Source organism: Sulfitobacter sp. L-8, from assembly GCF_056859255.1.
This window is the reverse complement of sequence record NZ_JBSXOD010000017.1, coordinates 1-24,956: the sequence shown is the minus strand read 5'-3', so window position 1 is coordinate 24,956 and position 24,956 is coordinate 1. Positions and strand designations below refer to the sequence as shown.

General features: G+C 55.9%; 25 protein-coding genes, 1 tRNA gene and 2 pseudogenes. 7 read left to right on the top strand and 21 right to left on the bottom strand.

From position 1 onward, the window contains the following. Positions 1-178: 178 nt before the first annotated feature. The 8 genes from AC13DE_RS00990 to AC13DE_RS00955 form a co-directional block, all read right to left on the bottom strand. Positions 179-1,111, bottom strand: a complete 933-nt coding sequence (locus tag AC13DE_RS00990) for an ArdC family protein (protein ID WP_483046722.1) — start codon at positions 1,109-1,111, stop codon at positions 179-181. A gap of 458 nt (positions 1,112-1,569) precedes the next feature. Then, on the bottom strand, positions 1,570-1,887 hold the full coding sequence (locus tag AC13DE_RS00985) for a hypothetical protein (RefSeq protein ID WP_483046721.1): 318 nt from the start codon (positions 1,885-1,887) through the stop codon (positions 1,570-1,572). Next, entirely contained in the window at positions 1,871-3,307 is a 1,437-nt protein-coding gene (locus AC13DE_RS00980; RefSeq protein WP_483046720.1) for a nucleotidyl transferase AbiEii/AbiGii toxin family protein, read from the bottom strand. Before AC13DE_RS00980 ends, AC13DE_RS00985 begins: the two co-directional genes overlap by 17 nt. Continuing rightward, positions 3,300-4,037: a type IV toxin-antitoxin system AbiEi family antitoxin domain-containing protein gene (locus tag AC13DE_RS00975; RefSeq protein WP_483046719.1), complete on the bottom strand. Its 738-nt coding sequence runs from the start codon at positions 4,035-4,037 to the stop codon at positions 3,300-3,302. Before AC13DE_RS00975 ends, AC13DE_RS00980 begins: the two co-directional genes overlap by 8 nt. A gap of 214 nt (positions 4,038-4,251) precedes the next feature. Continuing rightward, positions 4,252-4,437, bottom strand: coding sequence for a hypothetical protein (locus AC13DE_RS00970; RefSeq protein WP_483046718.1), 186 nt, complete (start codon positions 4,435-4,437; stop codon positions 4,252-4,254). A gap of 267 nt (positions 4,438-4,704) precedes the next feature. After that, the gene (locus tag AC13DE_RS00965; RefSeq protein WP_483046717.1) at positions 4,705-5,919 is read right to left on the bottom strand and encodes a tyrosine-type recombinase/integrase; all 1,215 of its coding nucleotides are present in this window, start codon (positions 5,917-5,919) and stop codon (positions 4,705-4,707) included. A 53-nt stretch (positions 5,920-5,972) separates the two neighbouring features. Then, positions 5,973-6,206 (bottom strand): hypothetical protein, encoded by a 234-nt coding sequence (locus AC13DE_RS00960; protein ID WP_483046716.1) that lies wholly within the window; start codon positions 6,204-6,206, stop codon positions 5,973-5,975. A 21-nt stretch (positions 6,207-6,227) separates the two neighbouring features. Next, on the bottom strand, positions 6,228-6,512 hold the full coding sequence (locus tag AC13DE_RS00955) for a hypothetical protein (protein ID WP_483046715.1): 285 nt from the start codon (positions 6,510-6,512) through the stop codon (positions 6,228-6,230). A gap of 317 nt (positions 6,513-6,829) precedes the next feature. Between AC13DE_RS00955 and AC13DE_RS00950 the strand changes: the two genes are divergently transcribed. Further along, the gene (locus AC13DE_RS00950) at positions 6,830-7,021 is read left to right on the top strand and encodes a hypothetical protein (protein WP_483046714.1); all 192 of its coding nucleotides are present in this window, start codon (positions 6,830-6,832) and stop codon (positions 7,019-7,021) included. 292 nt (positions 7,022-7,313) lie between these two features. Beyond that, positions 7,314-8,369: pseudogene (locus tag AC13DE_RS00945) on the top strand (recombinase family protein); the annotation flags it as partial. On the opposite strand, the gene AC13DE_RS00940 reads toward AC13DE_RS00945, so the two are convergent. The 9 genes from AC13DE_RS00940 to AC13DE_RS00900 form a co-directional block, all read right to left on the bottom strand. Continuing rightward, positions 8,277-8,489, bottom strand: a complete 213-nt coding sequence (locus tag AC13DE_RS00940; protein WP_483046713.1) for a hypothetical protein — start codon at positions 8,487-8,489, stop codon at positions 8,277-8,279. The pseudogene AC13DE_RS00945 and the gene AC13DE_RS00940 sit on opposite strands and share 93 nt — an antisense overlap. A 57-nt stretch (positions 8,490-8,546) precedes the next feature. Continuing rightward, entirely contained in the window at positions 8,547-8,828 is a 282-nt protein-coding gene (locus AC13DE_RS00935) for a hypothetical protein (RefSeq protein ID WP_483046712.1), read from the bottom strand. Positions 8,829-9,021: 193 nt separating this feature from the next. Continuing rightward, positions 9,022-9,098, bottom strand: a tRNA-Met gene (locus AC13DE_RS00930). Positions 9,099-9,275: 177 nt separating this feature from the next. Further along, positions 9,276-9,920: a DUF3726 domain-containing protein gene (locus AC13DE_RS00925; protein WP_483046711.1), complete on the bottom strand. Its 645-nt coding sequence runs from the start codon at positions 9,918-9,920 to the stop codon at positions 9,276-9,278. Beyond that, positions 9,917-11,620: a hypothetical protein gene (locus tag AC13DE_RS00920; protein WP_483046710.1), complete on the bottom strand. Its 1,704-nt coding sequence runs from the start codon at positions 11,618-11,620 to the stop codon at positions 9,917-9,919. The genes AC13DE_RS00925 and AC13DE_RS00920 overlap by 4 nt, the downstream gene beginning before the upstream one ends. A 70-nt stretch (positions 11,621-11,690) precedes the next feature. Continuing rightward, on the bottom strand, positions 11,691-13,253 hold the full coding sequence (locus tag AC13DE_RS00915; protein WP_446313418.1) for a BCCT family transporter: 1,563 nt from the start codon (positions 13,251-13,253) through the stop codon (positions 11,691-11,693). A 42-nt stretch (positions 13,254-13,295) separates the two neighbouring features. After that, the gene (locus tag AC13DE_RS00910) at positions 13,296-14,303 is read right to left on the bottom strand and encodes a membrane dipeptidase (protein WP_483046709.1); all 1,008 of its coding nucleotides are present in this window, start codon (positions 14,301-14,303) and stop codon (positions 13,296-13,298) included. After that, on the bottom strand, positions 14,300-15,760 hold the full coding sequence (locus AC13DE_RS00905) for an aldehyde dehydrogenase family protein (protein ID WP_483046723.1): 1,461 nt from the start codon (positions 15,758-15,760) through the stop codon (positions 14,300-14,302). The genes AC13DE_RS00910 and AC13DE_RS00905 overlap by 4 nt, the downstream gene beginning before the upstream one ends. A gap of 105 nt (positions 15,761-15,865) precedes the next feature. Next, positions 15,866-16,765, bottom strand: coding sequence for a LysR family transcriptional regulator (locus AC13DE_RS00900; RefSeq protein WP_483046708.1), 900 nt, complete (start codon positions 16,763-16,765; stop codon positions 15,866-15,868). A 100-nt stretch (positions 16,766-16,865) separates the two neighbouring features. On the opposite strand from AC13DE_RS00900, the gene AC13DE_RS00895 reads away from it, so the two are divergent. Further along, on the top strand, positions 16,866-17,222 hold the full coding sequence (locus AC13DE_RS00895) for a RidA family protein (RefSeq protein WP_483046707.1): 357 nt from the start codon (positions 16,866-16,868) through the stop codon (positions 17,220-17,222). 97 nt (positions 17,223-17,319) lie between these two features. Here AC13DE_RS00895 and AC13DE_RS00890 read toward each other — a convergent pair whose 3' ends face one another. After that, a complete protein-coding gene (locus AC13DE_RS00890; protein WP_483046706.1) occupies positions 17,320-18,330 on the bottom strand; it encodes a lysylphosphatidylglycerol synthase transmembrane domain-containing protein in 1,011 nt (336 codons plus the stop codon). Positions 18,331-19,635: 1,305 nt separating this feature from the next. Here AC13DE_RS00890 and AC13DE_RS00885 point away from each other — a divergent pair. Continuing rightward, on the top strand, positions 19,636-19,827 hold the full coding sequence (locus tag AC13DE_RS00885; protein ID WP_335754775.1) for a hypothetical protein: 192 nt from the start codon (positions 19,636-19,638) through the stop codon (positions 19,825-19,827). Positions 19,828-19,830: 3 nt separating this feature from the next. Here the strand turns inward: AC13DE_RS00885 and AC13DE_RS00880 are convergent, their stop codons facing one another. Then, positions 19,831-20,070, bottom strand: a complete 240-nt coding sequence (locus AC13DE_RS00880) for a hypothetical protein (protein WP_335754809.1) — start codon at positions 20,068-20,070, stop codon at positions 19,831-19,833. Between AC13DE_RS00880 and AC13DE_RS00875 the strand changes: the two are divergent. Next, positions 20,039-21,063 (top strand): annotated as a pseudogene (locus AC13DE_RS00875) (IS1595 family transposase). The gene AC13DE_RS00880 and the pseudogene AC13DE_RS00875 sit on opposite strands and share 32 nt — an antisense overlap. 121 nt (positions 21,064-21,184) lie before the next feature. Here AC13DE_RS00875 and AC13DE_RS00870 read toward each other — a convergent pair. After that, positions 21,185-22,255 (bottom strand): alcohol dehydrogenase family protein, encoded by a 1,071-nt coding sequence (locus AC13DE_RS00870; protein WP_335754776.1) that lies wholly within the window; start codon positions 22,253-22,255, stop codon positions 21,185-21,187. A 70-nt stretch (positions 22,256-22,325) separates the two neighbouring features. Between AC13DE_RS00870 and AC13DE_RS00865 the strand changes: the two genes are divergently transcribed. Together AC13DE_RS00865 and AC13DE_RS00860 are read left to right on the top strand one after the other, a co-directional pair. Further along, on the top strand, positions 22,326-22,850 hold the full coding sequence (locus AC13DE_RS00865; RefSeq protein ID WP_335754777.1) for a TetR/AcrR family transcriptional regulator: 525 nt from the start codon (positions 22,326-22,328) through the stop codon (positions 22,848-22,850). Between the two features lie 468 nt (positions 22,851-23,318). Beyond that, a complete protein-coding gene (locus AC13DE_RS00860; RefSeq protein ID WP_335754779.1) occupies positions 23,319-23,861 on the top strand; it encodes a 3'-5' exonuclease in 543 nt (180 codons plus the stop codon). A gap of 341 nt (positions 23,862-24,202) precedes the next feature. Here the strand turns inward: AC13DE_RS00860 and AC13DE_RS00855 are convergent. Continuing rightward, positions 24,203-24,956 (bottom strand): hypothetical protein (locus tag AC13DE_RS00855; protein ID WP_483046705.1); only part of this gene is annotated, 754 nt, incomplete at its 5' end.

The window sequence follows — 24,956 nt, the reverse complement described above, 5'->3', positions numbered from 1 at the left end:
GGGAAAGGATCAAACGTAAGACGCTCGAAACGCGACGCTTGCATCACCGACAGCACGCCGCATAATCAAACCAACCAGATGAGCCGAACTCTCTCTTAGTTTAGGCCGCCATTGGTCCCAAAAACCCTGACGACGGACAGTCCGGCACAAGTGAAAACGCGAAAGAGTAAAAGGCCGCCTATGCGGCGGCCTCGCTTGCGTCGGATTCATCGATCATTGGCTGAAGCCCGTGGAGGAAATCCACGGCGCGCTGCGCGTGCGCGGATGCGGCAAAGACGGCGCGATTATCGTTCTTGAGCACTGTGAGCCAGTTGCCGATGTAGGCGGCATGGTCTTCACGATCTTCGAGCGTGATCCCAAGATCAGCGCAAAGAAAAGCTGCGCCGAGTTCGGCCACAAGTTCTTCACGGGCATAACCATCATCGCCAAAACGCTTACGACCAAAATCGCGATCGAGACGGGTCTGATGACGCGTCCAATGCGTGCATTCATGCGCGAGAGTTGCGTAGTAACTTTCCGCATCGCGAAAGCTTTCGAATATTGGCATTTGGACGTAGTCCTCTGGCGGACAATAATACGCGCTGCTCCCGCCATGGCGGATGTCGGCACCGGTGTCGGTGAAGAAGGCGTCAGCGGCCTCGATCCGTTGATCAGGATTGAGTTGTTGCTTGGCTGGTGCGTAATAATGCGCGGGAAGCCCGTCGATTTGCTCAATATTGAAGACGGTGTAGCCCTTCATGAAGGGGATCGTTTGATCCCTCTCTTCGCCGGTTTTCTCATCGGTTTCGGTGCGGGTGAGCGTGTTGGCGTAGACCACGGGCGATCCCTTTTCGCCTTTCCGGACGTTGCCGCCGAGTTCGCGAGCCTGCTTGAAGGTCATCCAGATCGGAGCGGCGAAGTGGCGTTCCATCGAAGATGCCCAGAGCGTGAGGACATTGATGCCGCTATAGGGTTGTCCGTTGTGACGCAGAGGGCGTGAGACGGGTCCAGCTTCGTGTGCGGCGTTCCAGGGCTGTGTCCAGGGCTTGATGCCCTGTTCCAGGGCGGTGATGATCTGATTAGTGATGCGGGTGTAGATGTCCTGCCGGTTGTTTTCGGTCTTGCGTGTCATGATGATCTCCTTCCGTTTGTCGTTTCCTCAAGACGCGACATGAAAGGACGGGCGGATGAGACGGCTGGTCAGCGCGCAGTAGGCGCGTGTACGGCCAACACGGTCTGGCGAAGCCGAAGGCGGAGACAGATGGTGCGGGCAGGCCGTTGACCGGACGTCGCGCCCGGCCAATGTTAGCGGCTAGAACTTGAGGAATGACTTTACGGAAGGAAGTGTCGCCGCGCCTAGATTGACGACCGATGGACGATCCCCGTGGGGAAGCATTCTGTTATGACCGCCGTGTGGCATGCACATGATTTAACAGTACTCAATGCGGATGCCCTGCCGAGCAAAGTGCCACTTTGCCTCTGGCTCAGTTCGTAACACAAAGCATATTGACGAAGATTCGCTCTGCGGAATCTGGAACGCCGCAAAACTTCGCTTCTGCAAATTGACTGAGATCTGCGCGCGCGAGCGGCTTAAATCTGAAAGGTGACAATGTTTTTATGGTCTCGCCACAACCGCTCCACAAATCGAAGAATGTCGAGGAAGAAAATGGCAACAGACATCATGAACGATGCTGATTTTCCGTCGGATTGTGCGAGATAGCTGAGCGCAATGGCTGGGAGCCGTGCAGACTCAATCCGGCTGCCACATACCTGCATGAACGTGGCCTCTTGATTGACTACAACGTGATTGGATAGTCGGAATTCAAATTTTTCCGCATCGTTGGCAAGGAAGACAAATTCCCTCGTTTCCTGAAAAGCAGGCTGTAGGCAGTCAGTATCTGGTATCAACGAGAAAGCCGGTGCGCCCGCTACAAGGAAAGCCACTGGGAGCCTTGTGCTTGCTTAGACGCCCCCCCATTTTCTTGCGTTTGAACTTCTTCCCGCACATGCCGCACTGGTACGTATATGTCGGGCCACTGCTGAAGGCGGTAGGAGAGTTTGCGCGAGTGCGCGGAATGCGCGGTGTTCGCGTCGATATCCGCGCTGAGTTGAACCCGCTACCAGTGGAACGCGCGGTGGGCGCAATGCGTACCGGACCACTTGGTGTCAGTTCGACTTCATAGCGCGGAACGAATGACTGGTTGGTGGTCTTGGCACCCTGAATACGATCAACGCGGTAGCTGCGATGGCCATGACTATTAACATCCCAGGCATGCAGGATGACATTGTCTTCGCTGGTACGCCGCAATGAATAGGGCTCGATCCGGCGCGTCCGGCCTTGATAATCAAGATCGACACAAAGGCGGTTGGCGGCAGCAAACCGGATGACTTCAAGATAGGTCTGGGCACTGCTGCCAACGGGAATGCGAAGAGTGCGCTCCCGAATAACGGTCTCGCCGCTCCCCAACTGGTAAGCTACCGGGGTCGGAGCGAGCGCGCCACTAAGAAGCCAGTCAAAGAAAGCGGGAAGCGCCTCCCAGAATGTCGCAACCGGCGGCAAGGACGGCAACTGATGATCCAGCATGTGGCCCCATGCGCCTTCAACATCGCCACGATGCGGATCAAGATCGGTAAGTTGCGGAACTTCAATGCCTTTAAATTCGCATTTCTGGCGCAAGACATCGAGCAACACAGATGCTGCGGGCCGGGCTTCGGTGTTACGAAACAGGTTGATGACATCGTAGAGATCACGCGGCCTGGTGCGCTCTGCGAGCGCCCTGATCTTTTCCCCAAATGCCTCTTCATAGGCATAGGACTGCACCATGATGCCGCCATCGGGCGCATCGCTGTAGGGATGAAAAATCGGCACCTGGACCGGGGCGAGAACAAGACGTTCGTCAGCCGTGAGGTCGAGTTTGATGCGTGGCGGCGAGCGCGGCGAGACCGGGCCGCGATAACTCAACTTGCCCTGACAACTCGGATTGCCGCGCGGATTGGCAAAGATGTCGAACTTCTGTGAGTCCTGCGGAAACTCAAGGCCGCTTTGTTCGTAAATCCATTCCGAGATTTCTGAAAAAACCCGCTGCAAGAAGGCCTCATCAAGATGGGACTCGTCCTGTAGTGTGAAATCCAAATCTTCAGAAAACCGGTAGGTTTCGAAGAAGCATTTCTTAAGGCAAGTGCCGCCCTTGAATACCCAGGACGAGGCCAGCTCGGGGTGCGCATAGATTCCGGCAAGCGCCCAGCCGAGAGCATAGTCTTTTTCAACCACATGCGGGGTCAAGCTTTGTGTGCTGGCCAGTTCAAGGATTTCGCGGCGATCAATCATGCTGTGCGTCCTTCACCCAGCTATTGGGCACACGCAAGCGCCAGCGTGTTATCAGACGCGGAGATTCCAAAGATGGGTCAAGTTTGGCATGACCTTTGGTAAGATGCTTGCGCGCTTCCTCCGCAATATGGCAGCTCTTCTCATAGCGCTCGGCCAGAAAGCCAAGCCGTTTGAAAATCGCTCCGTTTCCGTGGCGCAGAGCATATTCGATCAAGAGATCAGGATTACTATCAGTGCGCTGCAGGTAGTGATCAAAGCATTCCGAGACATGCTGAATGCCGCCGCCAACTGACGGATCGTCAAGCATATCGATGATTGTGCGGTGTACATCAGACACGGCAACGCGGGTTTGGCCGCGCCAGACTGATTTCGTCCCGAAGATCAACTCACTTTTGATATGTTTGAGGGTGAAGATCGCGCCCTGTCGCTTGACCGTCCGGCTTGCGACTGAGCGCGCGGTAAAAACAAGAACATCGCGAAATATCTGCTCGGTGAGGTCCCAATGCTCTGCGGCGGTCCGGCCCCCTACATAGCAAGGCTCAAACAGTGTCGGCACAAGAATCCACGGGTCCTGCAAGACTTGCCGCGCATCCAGAAGATCGAGTTGGACGGGAACATAAGCTCCGCTACCAACCCGTCTTAACCAGCCTTGCTCGGTCCATCTAGATAGCAGCTTGGCAGCCTGATTGCGCGTGACATCAAGAGCTTGCGCGGCATCTTCAATGTGCACAACATCGCCTGAAGCTTGGATGACTGCAGAAAGGCGGGCACGCCCGCGTGTCAGTGATGTTCGCGAATCATTCATACTACACCAGTGTATCATTACTTCGCATAAAGCGCGAATTATTACCTTTGCAGTATACTTATCGATCAGTACACTAAATCTAGTATAATTCTCATAAATGGCGAATTTTCACTGATACTGTGTATCAATGCGCCGCCTGTCACGCAGCTTTCAGGTCACTATCCTCAAGTTCAAGTCCGAGATAAGCGCAGAGGAACGCCTCGGCACGTTCATCCCGTTCATCGGGATTCGGCTCACCCGAGGCAATCGCATAATAATGCGCTAGCAGGCTCTCGATCTGATCGACATTGATGACGGTGCCATGTTGACGAATTCCGAACGGCATAGCTCCCAAAGAGTCTCGACCAAAAGACAATAATGATTTTATGGGCTCGCCACAAACTCGCCACAAGCCGAAGAAGGTTGAAAATAGGAATGGCGGGTTTCTGCGGGTTGCAGCGGATCGATATATTGTGGCAAAAACAGCGCCTAAGGGCTGCTTTTGTTACATATATTCCGGCTAAGTTATTGATTTATAAGTGGTGACCGCTCAGGGATTCGAACCCTGGACCTACTGATTAAAAGACAGTATTAAATTCATATATTACGCGACTTACAGAGGACTCGCCACAGATTTGCCACAAGGATTTTGTGATAAACTAGCTAGTAATCCAGTGCGCCCGTCTTCCGCCTCTTCTGCACGCTCGATTAGGTGGCCGTAGATGTTTAGGGTCATTGTAATGTTGGAATGCCCCATGAGCTTTTGCAGCTTCTTTAGATTCACTCGCTGTTCAATCAACATGGAAGCGTAGAAGTGGCGCAAATCGTACGGTGAGTATTTTGGTTTCAAAACAACGCGCCCATTAACATCGACATCTTTCATCAAACCAGCTTCTTCACAAACGGAAGCAAACGCACGGTTGCGCCAATTGTTTATGCACTGCCATTTACCAGTCGATGTCGGAAACACGAGATCATATTTATTGGGTGTGGCCAACCGATCGGCATAGTGGATCACCATATCAGCCGTCTCCGGGCTGATGTCGATCCAGCGCCACCCTGCGGGCGTTTTCGTCACCGAAATCCGCGCACCGCTGCGCTCAACGGCACGATCTACCTTCACCTCGGCACTGCTGACATTGAAGCGCGGAAGTGCCAGGTACTCACCTGGTCGCATACCTGTGTCCCCTGCCAAGTACAGCATGGGACGATACCGTTCCCATGACTTAGCGATCTGTGCATTTTTCGAGTTTGCCAGGCGGTCCGCTGCGCGAAGAAGTTCTTGGAACTCAATTAGGGTGGGTGGCGTTACGGGCTGCGCGTATCGCGAATTCGAACTGACCGTGATACCCGAAGCGACATTTGCGGTCACTTGGCCTCTCAGGGCCATCTCACCAAGCACGGTTTGAAAACACGACATTGTGCGCCTAGCAACGAAGCGCGAAGGACAACGTTCCAATAGCCATGAGCGAAACTCAACAATATCAGGCACGCTCAACTCTTGAATTTTCTTATCCCAAGGATACGAACGCATAAATTTTGCAATGTATTCGTAATTTTTTAGGGTGTAGGTCGTGACTGGCTCATTCCCATCCGTCCCTTCCTTTTCACAAATCCTAAGCCATTTATCGATAGCCTGATCAACAGTAGAAATTTCTGCATTATTAACAGCGCTGGTTTGTCGAGCCATACCTTCTTCCAGCCAAGCCCGCGCCTCCTTCAAGGTATCAAAGCTCTTGTAGGAATATCCTGCTTTGGATGCACTGTTTGCGTATCTAACTTGATATGTCGTGCCTTTTGCACCTGTTCTTTTTCTTATATCTGACATCTATCACTTAATAAGTTTGCGTTATTATCTCCTCTGAAAAACCCGTAAACATATCAAACTTTCGCGTTATTTTCAGCTTTTATTTGCGCTTCACGATAGATACGCACAAGCGAACCCTTCTCGATTTTGAGACGCCCATCAATGGGATCAACAAAAAATGGTAGCTTCCGCCTGCCAAAGGCATCGGGGTCTGCGGCACGCTTTATCTGCCGCTCATTGAGTTGAACGCCCATCTCCGCCAGGATTTCCTGAACCTGCTTGACACCGATATAGCATGGTGGTCGCATGCCAATGCCTCCCTAAGTTACTCAACTAAAATCATAATCCATGCATGCGGGCCGGTAATGGCGTGTGTGCATGCGAAAAATTGCTTTTCCATCGCTACGTCTGCGAAGCGTGTGGCTTTCTCCGAACTCATCCGTAGGCTTTAGCCTCAACTTCGGTGCATCGATGTACTTGACGGAATGATGTTCTTTTCGAACTTGTAAGTCCGTCCAAAGGGCTTGCTTGAATTCATCAATCGTCATCATGCCCATTTTCGCATAATCGATTGTTAAGCCAGGCGGCCCGCTATTTTTGGTCTTCTTGGTCATATTGCTTCCTGACCTTTCGTCTATATTAACCATTTTGCCATTATGCCAATTAACGTTCCGTTAAGAATATTTGGCATTTTATCTATGCTGCGCTCGCGAAAACGGCTCCTAGAGCCATCTTCCAAGGACATTACATCTGACAGTGCATGCTGCAGCGTCTGTGATGCTGTGTGCTGCTTTTCAACTCCGTCAGACGAACTCTTCCTTTTCTTCCCCATGTTTCCCGTCTTCGAGGCCTTCTGTTGCCAATGATGACGGGGGACGGCGATAGGCCTCGGTAGTCGGGGCTCAGAACAAAAGAAAAGGAGTTCGTCGTCATGAAGGAGATTTTCACACAAGCAGCACTTGCAAGTCGCAGCCTACCGGAATTGCGTGTCATATTCCGCAAGGTCCAAGATCACCTCGCTACCTGCGAGATTGGATCGCGTGAGCATTTCACTGCCGCGCAGAACCTGCAGAATGTCCGCCGCGCGATTTGCATGCGCACCGCACCGGCACCGCGCAGATAGGCAATTTACCTGATCGGCATTGGCCGGTCAGGCATCATGTCCAGTCTGTGTCCACGAAGATTGGGCTTAGGGCACCTATCTCAGAAAATAACGAGAGAGTATAACAATACGGAACCCGTCGTCCGATGAGCGTCCAAGGCACAAATAACAGGGACAAAAAAAGTCCCCAGGACAAGGTCGAGACGGCCGAGAAGCTGCGCGCGTTGGTCAAAGTCCTTGCACGAATGGCCGCGGAGGCCGATTATGAGGATCATCAACAGAAAACGCACGCATCCTTGAAAGGCTCAGACTCATGAGCAACGAACGGATTCTAGAGACTACGACGGTCGCCATCTACGCGCGATACTCAACCGACCTCCAGTCGGCGGCTTCGGTCGAGGATCAGTTTCGCCTCTGTAATGAGCGTGCTGTGCGAGAGAACTGGCAGGTCGTTGAGACCTACGGCGATCATGGGATATCTGGGGCGAGTCTAATGCGCCCTGGCATCCAGAAGCTGATGCAGGATGCGCTGGCGGGCAAATTCAAAGTCGTCCTAGCGGAAGCGCTTGATCGCGTTTCTCGGGATCAGGAGGACATTGCTGGCGTCTACAAGCGTTTGGCCTTTGCGGGCGTTCAACTCGTAACCTTGTCTGAAGGACAAATCAACGAACTCCATATCGGGCTCAAGGGGACGATGAATGCCCTCTTCCTCAAAGACATGGCAGACAAGACCCGCCGTGGTCTGCGCGGCCGTGTAGAGGCTGGCAAGTCTGGCGGTGGCAACTCCTACGGATATGACGTTGTCCGCAAGATGGACGCCAATGGCGAGCCAGAGCGTGGCGAACGCAAGATCAACGATGTCCAAGCTACGGTTGTAAGGCGGATATTTGATCAATACGCGAGCGGTACATCACCGCGGGTCATCGCCAAGCAGTTGAACACAGAAGGCGTACCAGGACCGACGGGCAACACGTGGGGGCCATCTACGATCCATGGCAACAAGGATCGCGGCACAGGCATTCTGAACAATGAACTTTACATCGGGCGGCTGGTTTGGAACCGGCTACGCTACATGAAGGACCCTGAGACGGGAAAGCGGATATCGAGACTAAATCCGAAGGACGACTGGATCATCAAGGACGTACCACACGTCCGCATCGTCGAGGACGATCTATGGGAGCGTGTAAAACAGCGGCAAGCAGCCACCGCGCTTGGCAAACACTCCAAGGATGACGCAAGGGGCTTCTGGGACCGCCGCCGTCCACGCTTTTTACTCTCAGGTCTCGTCAAATGCGGTGAGTGTGGCAGCGGCTTTGTGAAAATCAGCCAGCAGCATTTCGGATGCGCATCCGCGCGCAACAAGGGCACGTGCACCAATGCCAAGACGATCCGGAAGGACCTGTTGGAAGCAACGATATTGAACGGACTGCAGCATCACCTGATGGACGAGGAACTCCTCGAAGTCTTCTGCGAAGAGTACACGAGACATCTCAACACGCTGCGAATGGCCGAGACCGGGAACCGCGCCCGCGATGAGGCGAGGCTGTCAAAAATCACTCGTGATCTCGGCAGGCTTGTCGATGCCATCATCGATGGTGTTCCAGCCGATCGCGTAAAAGACCGGATGATCGCGCTCGAAGCCGAGAAAGCCAAAATTGAAGCGCAGCTTTCTAACCAGCCTGAAGAAAATAAGCCGCTGTTGCATCCGTCCATGGGCGCTCGCTATCGAACGGCTGTCGCCGAACTCCGGGAATTGTTGAACGACCGGTCCAATCATCATGAGGCAGTCGAAATATTGCGAAGCCTGATTGAACGAATCGTCCTTCATCCTGCCGAGACTGAGCCGCGGGGCTTCCTGATTGATATTGAAGGTGATCTCGCAGGAATCCTAAGTCTCTGCCAGACAAGCAAAAAGGCCGTCGGGCTTTCGCCAGACGGCCTCATGCTAATGAAGCTGGTTGCGGGGGCACGATCTGGACATGATTTGCCCGGCGAAGCTGACTCCGCCGGGCAAATAAAACTGGTTGCGGGAGTAGGATTTGAACCTACGACCTTCAGGTTATGAGCCTGACGAGCTACCGGACTGCTCCATCCCGCAGGGGTCTGCTACCTTGCATTCTTATGGGCTGCAAGATGTAGCAGCGCGATTTTTTGGAAAAGTCGCGATTATTTTTTTGTTTTCGTTTTGTTCCCCTTCCCCGACGCCGGGCAGGGAATGAAACGTAGGGTGGCATTGGATGCGTGGTCACGCGACGCCAGGGACAGGGGGTGACGGTCAGTCGTTATCTTGCCCGGCCCCCGCGCCGGCGCGGCTGGCTTCGGTTGCCGGAGCGTATGTCCGAAACGCGAAGCTTTCCAGAACGCGCAGCGTGGCGCTGTCCATTCGACGGCCCGCGAGGGTGTGGGGTGACGGGGTAAACCGGCTTTGGGTCTTGCTCAATACGGCTCGGGTTGCGTGACGTGTCATCACGGCAGCCTGGTCGGCCTCGACGCTTACCCGGCCGTTGTCAAAGGTCAATAAGCTGCCTGCCCACTCGAGGGCGACGGTGACACCACCGGACCCGGACGCCGCAGCGACGAAGGGGGCCAGTAACAGCGGGGCCGATATATCTTTGATGTGCAATGGGTCATCAACAGTCAAACCGTAGGCCCGGTCACTGATCATCGCACCGACGATGATTGGACAAAGCGTGCCGGATGTCGCGCTTAAAGATCGATTCGCGAACCGAGGCACAAGCTTTGAATACGCAATACCGTCATTGGTAGCGAGCAAACCCGCCAAGAGTTGCGGGCCCGCAAACCCGTGATCACAAAGCCAGCGCACCGCTTTGCCGGTTTCTTCCGCCAGACCCCAGCTCATCCCAGCGCCGCGCGCGGCTTTCCGGCTTAGTGCTTCGATCTCGTTAAGCGAATATATCATTCCAGGATCTCCTGAATCGCTGGATAGGTCCACCCGGCGAATTCCATCTGGGCGACCTCATGGGGGAACGGCGCATTGCGAAACATGTTGATCCGCACCCATCGGTCTGAACGCGGGTCGAAATGGCAGGCCCCGAAAAACGACAGCTTCGCGCGCAGCAGGTCGATCGGGAGGACATCCGCAGCAATCGTGTTGTCGCGGATTTCGGCGTAGGGATAGCGAGCGGCAATCTGTACCCTGCGGATGATATGACGGTGCTCTGGATGGCGCAGCAGCATATCGGCGACACGGGTGTCGGCATTTTCCGATGCCAGGGCGCTGCTCAGCAGGGCTGCGTCGCGGCCCGGGGCCAGGGGCTGTTCATAGGCGGCGATTGGTTCGGACTCGCGTTCGCCCAGGCGGGGTTCCAGCTTTTCCGCTGAAACATACCACGCGCGCGCCTGACTTTCGGGCAGGGTCCAGTCGATCTCCAATGCCCAGGCATAGTTCGCGGCCACAATATCGCGAAGTTGGCGCACAGTCATGCTGCCATCAATGGCAAAGCCCGCTGTTTCGTCTGCACTCATCCGTGCGGGTAGATCGTCGACCAATCCCCCATAGGGCTCCATCATCAACGCCACAAGGAGCTCCTGGCCTTCAAGGCTCAAGGCGGTTTCCGACCAGCGATACAGACAGTCCCACGGCATTTCCTTTTCAAGGGCACCGGTTTCCAGATGCTCGGTAAGCGTGTCGAGATCAGCTTTGAGCTTGGTGATCTTGTCGCATTGAAGTGCATGTTCCGAATGCCAGTCATCGACGTTGCGTTGGCCTCGGCGCAGCATGACCCGAAATGCCTTGGCATCGACGGGTGACGCCGTAGGAAGCGCACGAACCCGTGCCAGCGCGGTTTCGCGTGCCTCGATCCAGTTGTTCAGCAGGATAGGGTGGTTGAGCAGGAAAGGGGCCATGCCCAGGCCCGTCGAATTGCCGATGCCAAAACGCCTGCGCAATTCGGGGTCGAGCGGGACTGCCCTATCGGGTGCACGCAGCACGGCAAGATGTTCTACGAGGTCAAGAACGAAACCGCGGATCAGGAACACGGTCAACATTTCAGCCTGAAATGGCGCGGCAAATTCAGGGCGGTCGCAAATGCTTTCGCGATCGGCGGCCCCGAGCTTGCCTGACCCGTATACGGCAGTGGTGCGCATCAGATAACCGACGGCATCGACTTGGCCCACGTCGGGCTGTTCACCTCGGCTGAGGCAATCTACGACGTGGTCGAACAGTCGCGCGGACCGATTGGCCCGAGACACCGTCAGCTCTGATGCGGTGACGCGGCCGGCTTCCTGAAGCGGAATATTGCGGGACAGCCGTTGGATATCTTCGTTGGTGGGCAACCCGTCGAACAGCGCAAACGTAGCGTCCCACGCTGTGGCGATCACCCGGTCCGAGCGTTGTTCCGGAGGCAGATCATGGGCAAAGGCCACCAAGCTATAACTGCGGGCCGGTCCGTGCATGGTGTATACGGCGTGACCCACACCTTTGGCGTCGATCTCGAAGGCGCGTCGCTCAAAGCGCCAGCGTTCGGCCTTGAGGCGGCGTAGCAAGACCCGCATGAATGACAGTCGCGATTGGTGAAAAGACCCCATGCGGGCCAGGCGCATCACACTGTGAGCAGGGCGCAGTACTACGGTGTCGGGGTTTAACTGATCCAGTTTCATCACGCGCCTCCTCTTGCATGATATCACATATCTTTGCGGGCGGCCCCATTGGGACCGCACCGCGACTTTATCAGGTGTTTTCACGACCCTTCGCGAGCGTGATCCTCACCGCGTCCCAAAGCGAAGGCAGCAGAACCAGCGATACCGGCACGGCGGTAACCACGATGAAGCTTTGAAGCTTGCCGACCCCACCCGCCCCGAGCGATATCAGGATAACCGCCATCAGGCCCATGCCAACGCCCCAGAATACTCTTACCGGCATCGAAGAACGGTCCTCGTCGGACATGGCGACCGAGATGACGTAGGTCATTGAATCGCCAGTGGTTGCCACGAAAATCGTCGTGAGGATAAGAAACAGCAGCGAAACGAGAAAGCCCAAGGGCAGCTGCTGGGTGATGGCGAGCAGGGCCGCCGGCAGGTTGAACCCTTCAAAAGCAGTTGACACAGAACCGGTGTTTCCAAGCTCGAACGCGATGCCGGACCCGCCGATGATGGTGAACCAGAACGTGGTGATGACGGGGGCCACCAATGACAGCATGATGATGATCGACCTGATCGACCGCCCGCGCGAGATGCGCGCGATGAACATCGCCATCAGCGGGCCGTATCCCATGAACCAACCCCAGAAGAATACTGTCCACCACCCCAGCCAACCGGGTTCGCCAAACAGTCCTGCTTCGCCGCGATACAGTGCCATGTCAAAGAAGTTTGCGATATAGCTTGTGAAGCCGGCGAAATAGCTTTTGAAGATGAACGCCGTTGGCCCCAGGACAAGCATGAACACCAACAAGCCACCAGCCAGAATGACGTTGATCTTGCTCAAAAGCTGGATACCACGCGTCAGCCCCGACATTGCAGACAGGGTATAGAGGGTAACGAGCCCGGCAATGACGATGGCCTGGGTCGCAAAGGCATCGGGAATTCCGAACAGCGCGTTCAAGCCATAGCTGACCTGAAGCCCGAGAAAACCGATCGGTCCCACCGTTCCGGCCACCACAGCGATAATGCAAGACGCGTCAGCAATCAGCCCGATGGGTCCCTTGATCGCACGGTCACCGAACAGCGGATAAAGCAGGGTGCGTGGCGCAAGCGGCAGACCTTTTTCATAGTGATAATGCATCAACATGATCGTGGTCAGTGCGCCCAGAATCGCCCAAGCCAGGAAACCCCAGTGCATGAAGCTTTGCGCCAACGCCGGTGCCACGGCAGCGGGAGTTCCCGCTTCGGCCCCAAACAGGGGCGGAGAGGACAGGAAGTGCGCCATCGGTTCTCCGGCAGCCCAAAACACACCACCGCCCGCCAGCAGCGTGCACATGATCATCGATCCCCATTGAAATACCGAAAACTCCGGCCTTGCCATTGTCCCCATGATTGCCTTGCCGCCCGGCAGAAAGATTATCACCAGTCCGATCAGAAAGGTCGCCAACAGCAAGAGTTGCCAATACAGACCGAAATACTGGGCCGAGAAGGCAAAGCTGGTGTCGACGATCAGCGAAAGCAATTCGAGGTCAAACAGCGCGATGAGGCAGAAAATTGCAATAAATCCCCCGGTTATTGCAAACAGCGGTTTGTTGATGTGCCCGGGGCGCGGGCTTTGTGCCGCTACCGTCGGATTGTGGGTCTGGTACGTCATTCCAACCTCCCTGAAGGAATATCAAATAATGTATCGGGTGGCCTATTCAGCCGCTCGAGCTTCCCGCACCTCCCGCGCGGGACCAAAGCTGGCGTCGAAGAAACGCAGCCAGTTTTCTCCCATGATGCCGGCCACTTCGGCTGCATCAAATCCTACAGACCGCAGCCCTGCCTCGACGTTGGAGAAGTCGCGGTTATCCGTGAACCAGGTGGGCATATCGGGAAAGCCAGGCGCAGCGGCCGAGCCTTCGCCATAGTCAACCTTTTTCGTCCAGCGTCCCATACGCATCCAGTCGACGACACTGTCGGGGTGGTCCTGGCACAGGTCCGATCCGATCCCAAGCACCTCTGGCCCGACCATTTCAGCGGTTTGTGCGACCATTTCGCAAAAGCTTTGCAATGTGCAGTCCGACTTGCCCTTCAGGTGGTGCGGATACAGTGAAAAGCCCAACATTCCGCCGGTTTCGGCCAGCGCCCGGATCACGTCATCGGGTTTGTTGCGCCTTGCCGGTGCCCAAAACGCGGGATTGGCATGGGTGATGGCTATGGGGCGGGCGGAATGTTCAATCGCCTCCAGAGTCGACCGATCTGCCGAATGGCTCATGTCCACCACCAGGCCCACGCGGTTCATTTCGTCGATGACCTCGCGGCCCATGCGGGTCAGGCCCGGATCTTGAGCCTCGTAGCATCCTGTCGCCAGAAGCGACTGATTGTTGTAGCTGAGTTGCATGAAGCGGGCGCCCAGCGTGTGCACAATTTCGACCAGGCCGATGTCATCTTCGATGGGCGAGGGGTTTTGGAAGCCAAAGAAGATCGCAGTGCGCCCTTCGGTTTTGGCACGCCGCACGTCCGCACCGATGCGGCCTTGGAATATAAGCTCTGGAAACTGTTCGAACCAACGGTTCCACTGTTCGATATTCTGCACAGTCTCACGAAAATTCTCATGATAGGCGATGGTGACGTGCACCGCGTCCACGCCGCCTTCGCGCATTTGGCGAAAGATCTTTTCAGACCAGTTGGCGTACTGGAGGCAATCAATACGGTGCGTCACGCCAGATCCTCCGGGGTTCCGGCCGCGATATAGGCGGTCTTTACAGTGGTGTAGAATTCGGCGGCATAGCTGCCCTGTTCGCGAGGCCCGTATGACGAATTTCCACGCCCACCGAAGGGCACGTGATAGTCTGTGCCTGCGGTTGGAAGATTGACCATCACGCAACCGGTGCGGGCGTTGCGGCGGAAATGTGTAGCTCTTGCGAGTGATCGGGTAACAATGCCCGACGTTAATCCGAACTCGGTATCGTTGACCACCTCGAGCGCTTCAGCATAGCTGTCCACCTTGATCACACATGCGATCGGGGCGAACATTTCCTCGCGGTTGATCGTCATGTCATTACTGGTGCCGGTGAACACGGCGGGGGACATGTAATAGCCTTCGGTGCCCAGGTTCAGGCGCTCACCGCCGCACTGCAACGTTGCCCCTTCGGATTTGCCTTTTTCAATATAGTCAAGATTGGCGTTGAGCTGCTCCTCGCTCACCACCGGGCCAAGCTGTGTTCCCTCGGCCAAGGCATGCCCGACCTTCATCGCCTTGGCCCCTTTCACCAGCTTTTCAACGAATTCATCATGGACGGCCTTGTGCACAACCAACCGCGATGATGCCGTGCATTTTTGGCCTGTACCGCCAAATGCGCCGCCAAGAGCCAGACTGACGGCCAGATCGATATCGGCATCATCCATCACGGCAAGCGAGTTCTTGGACCCCATTTCCATCTGGATCTTGGTGAAATTCTGCACGGCGGCGGCAGCGATGCCGCGTCCTACCGGAACCGACCCGGTGAATGAGATCGCGTCAAGCCGTGGGCTTTCGACCAGCTTCTGGCCGATCTCCAGCCCGGCACCCATGACCAGATTGAACAAGCCCGCAGGCATGTCCTGTCGCGCGATGATCTCGGTCAGGGCAACTGCCGACGCGGGGGTCAGGTTTGCTGGTTTCCAGATTACCGCATTACCAAAGGCCAATGCGGGGGCGATCTTCCAGCTTGCCGTCGCCGTGGGGAAGTTCCACGGGCTGATCACGGCAACCACACCGACCGGTTCACGGCGGACGTCGATTTCGACACCGGCCCGGACACTATCGGCGGTATCACCGATCTGGCGCAGACATTCGGCAGCATAATAGGTAAAGAACTGGCCCGCGCGAAAGACTTCACCCTTGCCCTCGGCCACGGGCTTGCCCTCTTCACGCGACAGCAGCTGCCCCAGTTCCGACGCCCGTTCCATCATCTCGCGACCAATCGCCATCAGGACGTCATGGCGTCGTTCGGGACCATATCCGGCCCATATTACCTGGGCTGCACGCGCGGCGGACAGCGCATCGTCAAGCTGGTCTGCACTGGCCTGCGCATACCGACCGACAATCTCCGACAGGTCTGATGGGTTACGGTTTTCGATCTCGCCTGCACCGGCAACCCAAGCGCCCGCGATGAAGTTGCGATTGAGGTCGGTCATGGCGTTCATGTGGTGTCTCCTGTCAGGGGTGAAATTCCGAAAGTCGTCGAAGACAGTAGACGCCAGCGAGGCACTTCAATCAAACTAGATTTATTTGATTTTAGTTCAGTTTATTTGAAGTTGTGCCGCATCCCGCAAATCGGCAGTTTGCGATTCAAGAACCCGCAAGAAAGCGCGCGCCGCCGGAGGCAAGAGCCGTCGGGGCTGGGAAACCAGATAAAGCTCTCGCCGTGCATCACTTTCGCCGAGGGGCAAAAACACCAGCCCCGCATCGTCAAGAGGTACAGCGCGGCGGGGAAGCAGGGTCAGGCCGACGCCGGCGCGCACCAACGCTAGCAACGACGCGGTATTGGGCACAGACATCTGCGCACTGTCGAGTATTGGCGCGAATGCCGCGTCGTCAATCAACCGGCACAACCCGTTGGCAATGAAGTCCCGCCCGGCAAGCTGGCCCCAGACGACCGGGTTTTTAAGGGTAGCTAACGGATCGTCGATCGCACAGACCACGCCGAAAGGGTCTGAAAACAGCAGCTTGCGTTCAAAGCCGGGGCCTGCGGTGATGCTCGCCAACCCGATATCGGCGCGCTCGGCCTCCAGCTCTCGCTGGACCGATGCGCTGTCCATGTCGCGCATGTCGATACGGACCATCGGATGATCGCGGCGAAAGTGGCGGATCACCCCGGGAAGAATTGCCGTCGCCACCGATGGCGTCACCGCCAGTCTGACCTGTCCCTGTTCGGCACGCGATAGACCTTCGATTGCCGCGACCGTGCGACCGAAATGCTCTATCTCGCGCCGGGCCTCGTCGTAAATCATGTCTCCCAACGGGGTCATACGCGACTTGCGCGCAGTCTCGAACAGGGCGGCACCGATGTGTTCCTCGAACTGCTTCAGCATCATCGACACCGCCGAAGGCGTTCGCCCAAGTTGGTCGGCGGCCTCGTTCAGGCTGCCGTGTTGCACCACGGCGCAGAAACATCGGAGCATTTCGATCTTGATAGCCAAAATTCAGCAATCCTGAAGTAGATTTCAAGTATTACATTTTGCCTTAATCCCTGGCCGCTGTCTACAAGACGCTCAAAGAACATCACCCAAGGAATATCCCATGAACGCTACCCTCACGAAAATCGGCGGCTCGGCCCGTTTTTCCACTATCGCAATCCACAACGGCCAGGTTCATTTGGCCGGTCAGGTTTCGCAGATAAAGGACGGTGATATCACGGCTCAGTCACGTGATGTATTTGAAAAAATCGACGCGCTTCTGGGTGAAGCAGGGACCACCCGCGAAAATCTGATCTCGGTGCAGATATGGCTTGCCGACATGGATGACTATGCCGAGATGAACGCGGTTTGGGACGCATGGGTTTCGTCGGTAACGCCTCCTACACGAGTCTGTGTCGAGGCGCGGATGGCGCAACCTCATTACCGGATAGAAGCCTTGGCCATCGCAGCAACGATTTAGAGCGCGACCACTTAGACGGGGCTGGGGGCACCCCTGGCCCGCGTCTGCACCGCAAAGATTCCGCATGGCAGGTCAGGACGCATTAAGCTCGCGTTGTCTAAAACGGTGCTTCTGATCGTCGATGAATATCGATGCCACTTTGCCACAGGACGATCAGCCCGATACCCACAACCAACATGATTGTCATGATATAGTTGAACAGGATCATCAGCAGTGCCGCTTCGGGCGGTACGCCCAGCATCTGAAGGGCAAATCCCGCCCCGAAGATAAAGCTGCCCGGTATGCGAACGAACCGGCCCAGCACCATGATGAAGCCCGAGAAGACCATCAGAAAAATATAGTCCCAAGGGGCCAACACGACGCCTACAGCCAGACCTGCCCAGACGAAATGGGTGGCGGCGACCAGCTTGGCGGCGATCGCAGCGATAAATACCGCAATTCGCCTGACGGCTTGGCGCGGCCAGACCACGCCATCACAAAGCGCGGCGCGTAACGCAGAACCATTCGCCCGCAACCGCGCTGCCAACCAGTCAAAAAGGCGACAAATCGCGGGACCGTCAGCCGCGAAAAACGTACGGAACCTGAACATTGCCCAAAGCAAGCCCCCGAATAATGCGATGTTCAGTGCACCGGCGATACTCAGGCCAAGCTCCAGGTTGCCTTCTACTTGCGGCACTTTCCCGGCCAATGCCAGCACGCCTGCAAACAGCGCAAAAACCACCCCGTCGACAAACCGAGATATAATGGTGGTTGTAAGAACGGTAGGCATTTTCAATCGCTCAAGCCGCGCGATGATCCATGCCCGTATCAAGGGGCTGATGCCAAGTGGCACCAGCACATTTGCCCCATATCCGGCAAGCAATGCCCCGGTCAGCTTGATGGTCCCGACCGGCTTGACATCATGCAAGATCTGACGCCATTTCCATCCGTTGAGAAGTTGTTCCAGCAGGATGGTCGTGATCAACACTGCGATCCAAACCGGATCGGCAGACCTCAGCCCGTTCAGGAACTTTGCGAAGTCCAGGCTACCGTAAAGCAAGAAGGTCAAAAACAGTGCCAGTGCCGCGCCGAACACTGGCACTCCCCAGCGGAGGAATATTCTTTTCACGTTTTCTCCTGTCTCATGGACACATTGCATCGGCGCTCAGCGTGGTCAGTAGACGAATCCAATTGGATTGTCGCGGTGTTACGCCGCCCGCTCTCAGACATGTGTTGCGACGAACAAAATATACGGTCCGGGCTGAACCGACGGGACCTTGCCACAGGATGCCGTACTGATCAGCGGTCTGATCCGTAAGTTACAGGCGGTTGATATTGAGAGCAGGGAGAGCCGCGCCCGGCGATGCATCGCCCCGCCCCAGATGCGCCATACAGCGCAAACAGACCTCTGCGCATGTGCCTCGGAATTTGTTCGCTGTCTCACTCCGGCCGACGGATCTGGCTGCTTTGGAGCGTATCGATCAAGGTCGGGATAACCTCTGCAGCCTTCTGCTTGCCACCGACCGGGGGAAGCCGATTGCGTCATCTTTCTTCTTTCGCGTCGTGATGGTACCCACGCGGGTCTCGTTTTAGAAATTTGTTTCAGATATCCGGTAAATCGAACTGTGGCGCTGGACGCCGGCGGATTTTTGTCATGGGTTCTTTCTTTCGTAACGCGACCCTGCGGCGGGCCCGAACAATGGTGCAACAATTTGACCTAGGTGCAACATTGTGTTGCACCATCCCGAAAAATGGGGGCAAAAGGCCTCAAAAAAGGGAAAGAAGGAAAAGATGGCTGAGCGGGAAACACTAAGAAACCAAGGGAGATCGGACGTGACGCGCGCTGCCCGCCTGTCCGTGGCACCCATGATGGATTGGACCTACAGTTTATAAGTTGCTGATTCTAATTAATAAATATTCCGTCTTTTGTCTAATAGCAATTGAGTAGCAACTGTGCTCAACATCAACGGTCCTAAAAAGCGCCAGCCTCCTACCGCAATTTCTAAGGAGTTCCCAGAAGTTGCGCAGCCTCGCACCGCCTGAGGACAAGCACCCGCCGGGAACCGCATCATCGAACAGGTCGGCTCCGCAATGAGCCTGACCGTAGGTTCAAGCTCGAACTGGATGCTAACTGTCACAGACACCGAGCGTCGTTGGCGCAGTTTGCTTCCTCAGTTTATGCCAGTCATGATCACATGACCTGACGATCCTGAAGTGCGCCGCAGCGGGTCATCTACTTCGCCAGTGCGCATCCATATGGCAGATAAACCTTATTAAATTGCCCGCACCTGACTGGGACGGAACCAACCATGATACTCCCGCATCCAACATGTAAATCCAAACGCAGCATGATAACGAAAAATAGCAATCTATCCTATCGGTTGATGTGGCTTTATGTGATATTTTGGCAATAATGCGTAAAAGGACATAGTAGATGCAAACGTTTGAAATTATTTTGTCATTAGCAGCAGTTAGTTTCGCCGGTTTAGTCCATTGGTTGGTGCATCATATAGTAAAGACCAGTGGACGCGATCGTCCCCGTGACTCCGCGCGCGTTCAAAAATTAGTGGATCGTGTAAATCAGTACAGCGAAGGCCTTCCTGAACTACCTATAAAACCTCATTGAGTATTACACGGAATAAGCGGGAACAGACGGTCCCGCGGTTGAAATCGGAACCCGCTTATCCACGAGAAAAAGCAGCGGATTACGCAAGGCGCTGACATGGCTTAGCTTTTCCGCCATCTCGCCGCATTTTGCGCGATTTTTCAGGTTTCTTCTTCGCCGAACGCCCGCCGGGCCAATATTGCTCGGTTGGCGAAACGAGCGGAGAGCCTTGATGATCACCGAACTGAAGTCGATCCCTGACATCTGAAGCGGATGCCGAGCGAGATGCACGCGCGACGCTTCCTGGAGGGTATCATATGGTCGACCGGCAGACACTGTCCGCATTGCGGCTCGGTGGCCTCGTCGCCGCTGCGCGGAAGGACCTGCCGACCGGGCCTTTACCAATGCCGGGACTGCCGTCTTCAGTTCACGGTTACCACGCTCACCCCGCTGCATGGCACCAAGCTCGACCTGCGTATCTGGATCTGCGCGATGTTCCTTGTGCTTACATCGAGCAAGAGCATCTCCTCGTTCGTGATGGCACGGCTGCTCGGTGTGAACCAGAAGACCGCGTGGAAGATGGGACACGCCATCAGGGAAATGATGGACGACCGGATCGCCGAGCTGCTGCCGCTGGAGGACATCGTCGAGGTGGACGAGGCGTATGTCGGGGGATCTCCGAAATCTCTGTCAGGAGCCTATAATCCGCGCGGTAAGGGCACTGGAAAGCCGATGATCTTCGTGGCGGCCTCACGCGACGGACAGGCGCGTGCCAGGGTCGTTTCGGATGACAAGAGGGCCACGCTCAAGCCGGTTCTGCTGGAATGGATCGACCCCAAGAGGACGCGCCTGATGACCGATGGAAGCAAGAGCTATCGGGGCTTGGGAAAGACCATGGCCGACCACCAGTATGTGATCCACAGCAAGAAAGAGTATGCCAACCCGGAGACCGGCGCTCACGTGAACACTGCCGAAGCGGTCATCTCCCAGGTGCAGCGCGCTCTGGTTGGGGTCTACCACAACCTCGGCCGTCAGCACCTCCAGCGATACCTCGACGAGATCATCTGGCGGCGGAACCATCGCGACCCTGTCCGGGAAGTGGTCAAGCAATGGACCACGAAAGCCGGTGTCGAGCGAGAGAAATCGACGACGATCTGGAAGCCGATCCCGGTGGTCGACCAGATGCGCGTCTTGCTTCAGGGGGCTGTCGGTAAGCAGCTGCGGCGCTCGAAGGAATACGGGCTATGCTGGCCTTGATGCCAGACCTATGCGCTTGTGGCACAGATAAGCGTTTCGAAGACTCGAAGTGCAATCTCGGCTTCGAGCCCTTCCACGACATTGGCTCTGGTCCGTCGTGAAAGGGTGCCTTCGGGCTTTGTCAGCTGGAAATCTCTATCCCGATCTTGCCCATATGAGACTTTTCAAGGAAGACCTCCTGGGCGGCGCGCAACTGGTGCAGCGGGTAACACTCAGCTACTACCGGACGTATCTCACCCGCCTCAATGTAGCCCACCAAGTCAGCGAAGACGCTTGGGTCCTGTCGGGTGCTTCCGACAAGTGTCAGGTCTTTCAGGTATAGAGTTCGCAGGTCGAGCTCGACGATCGGCCCAGCGATGGCGCCCGAGGTCACGTAGCGGCCTTTCGGCACCAGCGCATCCAATAATACGGGCCAACGCGGCCCGCCAACCAAGTCGAGCGCTACGTCAAAGGCGTCCTCGGGGACCGGCTCGTTGCGATCAATCGTGATGTCGGCCCCAAGCTCTTTGAGCGCCTCCATCTTTGCGGTGCTGGTGATCGCTGTGACATGCGCGCCGCGGCGTTTGGCGAGCTGCACAGCGGCTGAGCCGACACCGCCCGATGCCCCCGTGATCAGCACCCGCTCCGCGCCCAAGATCGCGCGTTGGATCATTCCCTCGGCGGTCGAGAACGCGCATGGAAAGGACGCGAGCTCGATATCCGATAGCGCGCTGTCGATCTTCAGGGCATGCTCGGACTCGACGGCCGTGAATTCTGCAAAGGCACCATCACGCTCGGAGCCGAAGGTCACGAGGGCATCTTGCTCTGCACCATTTGGGCGATGCATCGGTCGCACCAGAACCCGTTCGCCAACGCGAGCGCTGTCCACGCCCTCACCAACCGCGACGATCCTGCCGCAGCAATCGGCGCCCTGGATACGCGGGAAACTCAGCGCTCCGGACCACGCGCCGTCGGCATCTGATGCGCCGCCATATCCTTCTGTCGCCGCCGAGTTCGTATCGCCCCGCACGGACTTGGAATACCACCCAGTCCGGGTGTTCACGTCGGTATTGTTTACTGAGGAGGCACCGACGCGGATCAGGACCTCTCCCGCGTCCGGCTGAGGAAGCGGCACATCCTCGCGCCATTCCAGCTTGTCGAGCCCCCCATGTCCGGTAAGGACAACGGCTTTCATTGTTGCAGGCAGTGTCATCGAAGCATGCTCCAGTGTAGAATGATTGTTCTACTTGCGTAGGTAGAGAGATCATTCTACATCGTCAACCATGGCAGACATGATGAGCAAAATATCCTCCGGGCTCGAGCGAGCCTTCGCCGCACGCGGTTTCGCGGAGCCCTCCGTCGAGGATTTGAGAGATGCCGCCGGCGTGAGCCTGCGCACGCTTTACAAATACACCCCCTCTCGGGCCGACATGGTTCTGGCGGCGCTGGAGAACCGGCATCAGCGCTACCTCTCGCATATCTTCGATGGCCTGCCGGTCGGCACCAAAGAAGCGACCGACACCATTATCGCGAGAGTCGGCACCTGGATGGCGACCGAAACGTCGCATGGCTGTCTGTTTCACGCCGCCGTGGCGGCTGACCCCAACAGCGAACCACTCCGACGGCTTCTCGAGCGTCACAAGGCGGAGGTCGCGTCTAAAGCGGCAGCGGCAACCGGCCTCGCTGCGGCCGAGACCGAACTGCTCGTGATCATCGAGGGTCTGACCCAGGCGTGGCCGTTGCGCGGCGATGCAGCCGTCGAGGCCGCCAAGCGATTGGGTTGCGCGCTCAGGGCTGCGGTCGGATAGCTATCACCGGATGGGTTCGAGCAGTTTTAGCGCCCACGTGGAATGAAGCTCGAATACCGGTGATTTGGCTCCAGACAGCGACGTTGAACGCATTGCATTGTCCGCATGACTGACTTTCATGACAGATGGGTTGGGTGCTGATGCTTTCTTTGGTGGATAAGCGGGAATCGGAATTACCAAAGGATCGGCAATGGCTGGTGCCACGCCCGACTGATGCAGGGTCAAGTTGCCAGCACCCTTCGGGCCGATAAATAGAATAACTTCCAGGTTCGTCCATCGGTTCGTGTGTTCGTGCGGACGATGTTCCCGAAAGCCTCCGGTCCGACGGCTTTGCCGATGGTACGCAGGTCCGCGAAGAACGCTTCTTTTTCGGGCCCCGGATTGGACATTATCATCAGGAAGCCCCTCGACCAAACTGCTTTCCTTTGCAATCATGGTGGTAAATTGTTCAAAGGACTATTCACTACAATGAAGCAGGAAAGTATCGACAATTTTGCCATCTTGGATTTCGAAGCTTCGAGTCTCTCAGGTGATAGCTGGCCGATTGAGATAGGCCTCTCTTGGATTGACGGGGGCGCAGTTCAGACGTGGAGTTCGCTAATCTGCCCAGCAACGGGGTGGGATCTTGCTGACTGGTCGCCCCAGAGCGCTGCAGTCCACAATATTTTGTTTTCGAACCTGATGCTCGCCCCCTCAGTGGCCAATGTGATGCAAGCATTTTTGAAAGCTCTGGGTGCTCGATGTCTTGTTTCGGACGCTCCTGAATTCGAAACGCGCTGGCTCATTAAGCTGTTTCGGGCAGATGGCAGTGAAGAGATACCGCCAGTTGCAGACTATCATGAAATCTCATCCAAACTGTATTCGGGCTACGCCTTGGATATGCTTTATGAAGCACTGGAACGCCGCGCTGCTCCGCACCGTGCCGGCCCAGACAGCGCACGGCTTGCAAACGGCTGGCTAAAAGCTGCCAAGCATCAAGATTCAACAGAGCAGAAGGGTATGATCTCATGATCATAATTTCATCATATGATTGCTTTGGACTTGTCGCGCTTTCGTGTCGAACTGGTGTTCGTTTAAGTCACTTAAAGTTAGAAGGTGACTGGGATTTTCCAATCCAACGCTGAATGTTACCGGCCTCTATCGATGTCTGTGGATACTTCGTCACCTCGTTTTCTTAATGGATAAGGTGAACCAGAAATTACCTACTATTCAAATCCTCAAATTTGCCAGGTTGGTGATGATATCAGGTAATAACAAATCGATTTGTTCGCCATTCACAGTGAATGGTGCAACACATGTTACATGCGTCAACATGTTGGAGTATGCCGCCGTCCTCATTCGCCGGTTGAAAATCATCCATGCTTAAGCCTGCCTTCGTAAATGGTCGGGTCATCAACGTAGGAGAGCAACACTTGCCTCACGCGCTGAATATACCCACGCCAACTTCCTGATTTTATCGGTTGCACGCACTTGGCTGTATCGTGTTGCAGCTTGCCTGCGTAGATCAGTGCCATAATGTCGTCAGGGCTCTGCGCAGTCAGATTATGATGCCTGATTGTGCGCCACACCCTCTCAAGACCATTGCAGGTTGGTCGGTCGCTGGCATCGGCGACTTCTTGCAACCAATCCGGCAAAATGACCTCGCATTGCTGCTGCAAGAGGGTCGCTGGCAGAGCCAGATCCCTGCGCAGCAAGCCTGCATGTTGAATCAGCTGCCGCCCTGAGAGCCGGACCAGATAATGATAAATCTGGCGCTCCTGTGTTTCGTCTTCTGCAGGGACCGCAGCCAGCTGTCGCGCGATCCAGCAGTTGTCGATATCGATCGGATTCAACCCATCGCGCTCGGCGCGCCGCTGCACTGATCCGACCATTTTGCCGTCTATCCGAACCTCTGCATCAGCGAGGACACGCAGCGCAGACCAAGGATCGATATCAGGTCGAAACAGGCCGATGGCGCGTTTTAGTATTGAGACAAGTTGCATGTGAACGTTCCGAGGATTGCCCGGGATTCTGTCTCGGATATCGGGCGGGATATCACCCCATTCGTCAGGCAAAAGAGATCCAAAGGATGTGACCGGGTGGTCCAAGCCACCAAGTATTCGAGAC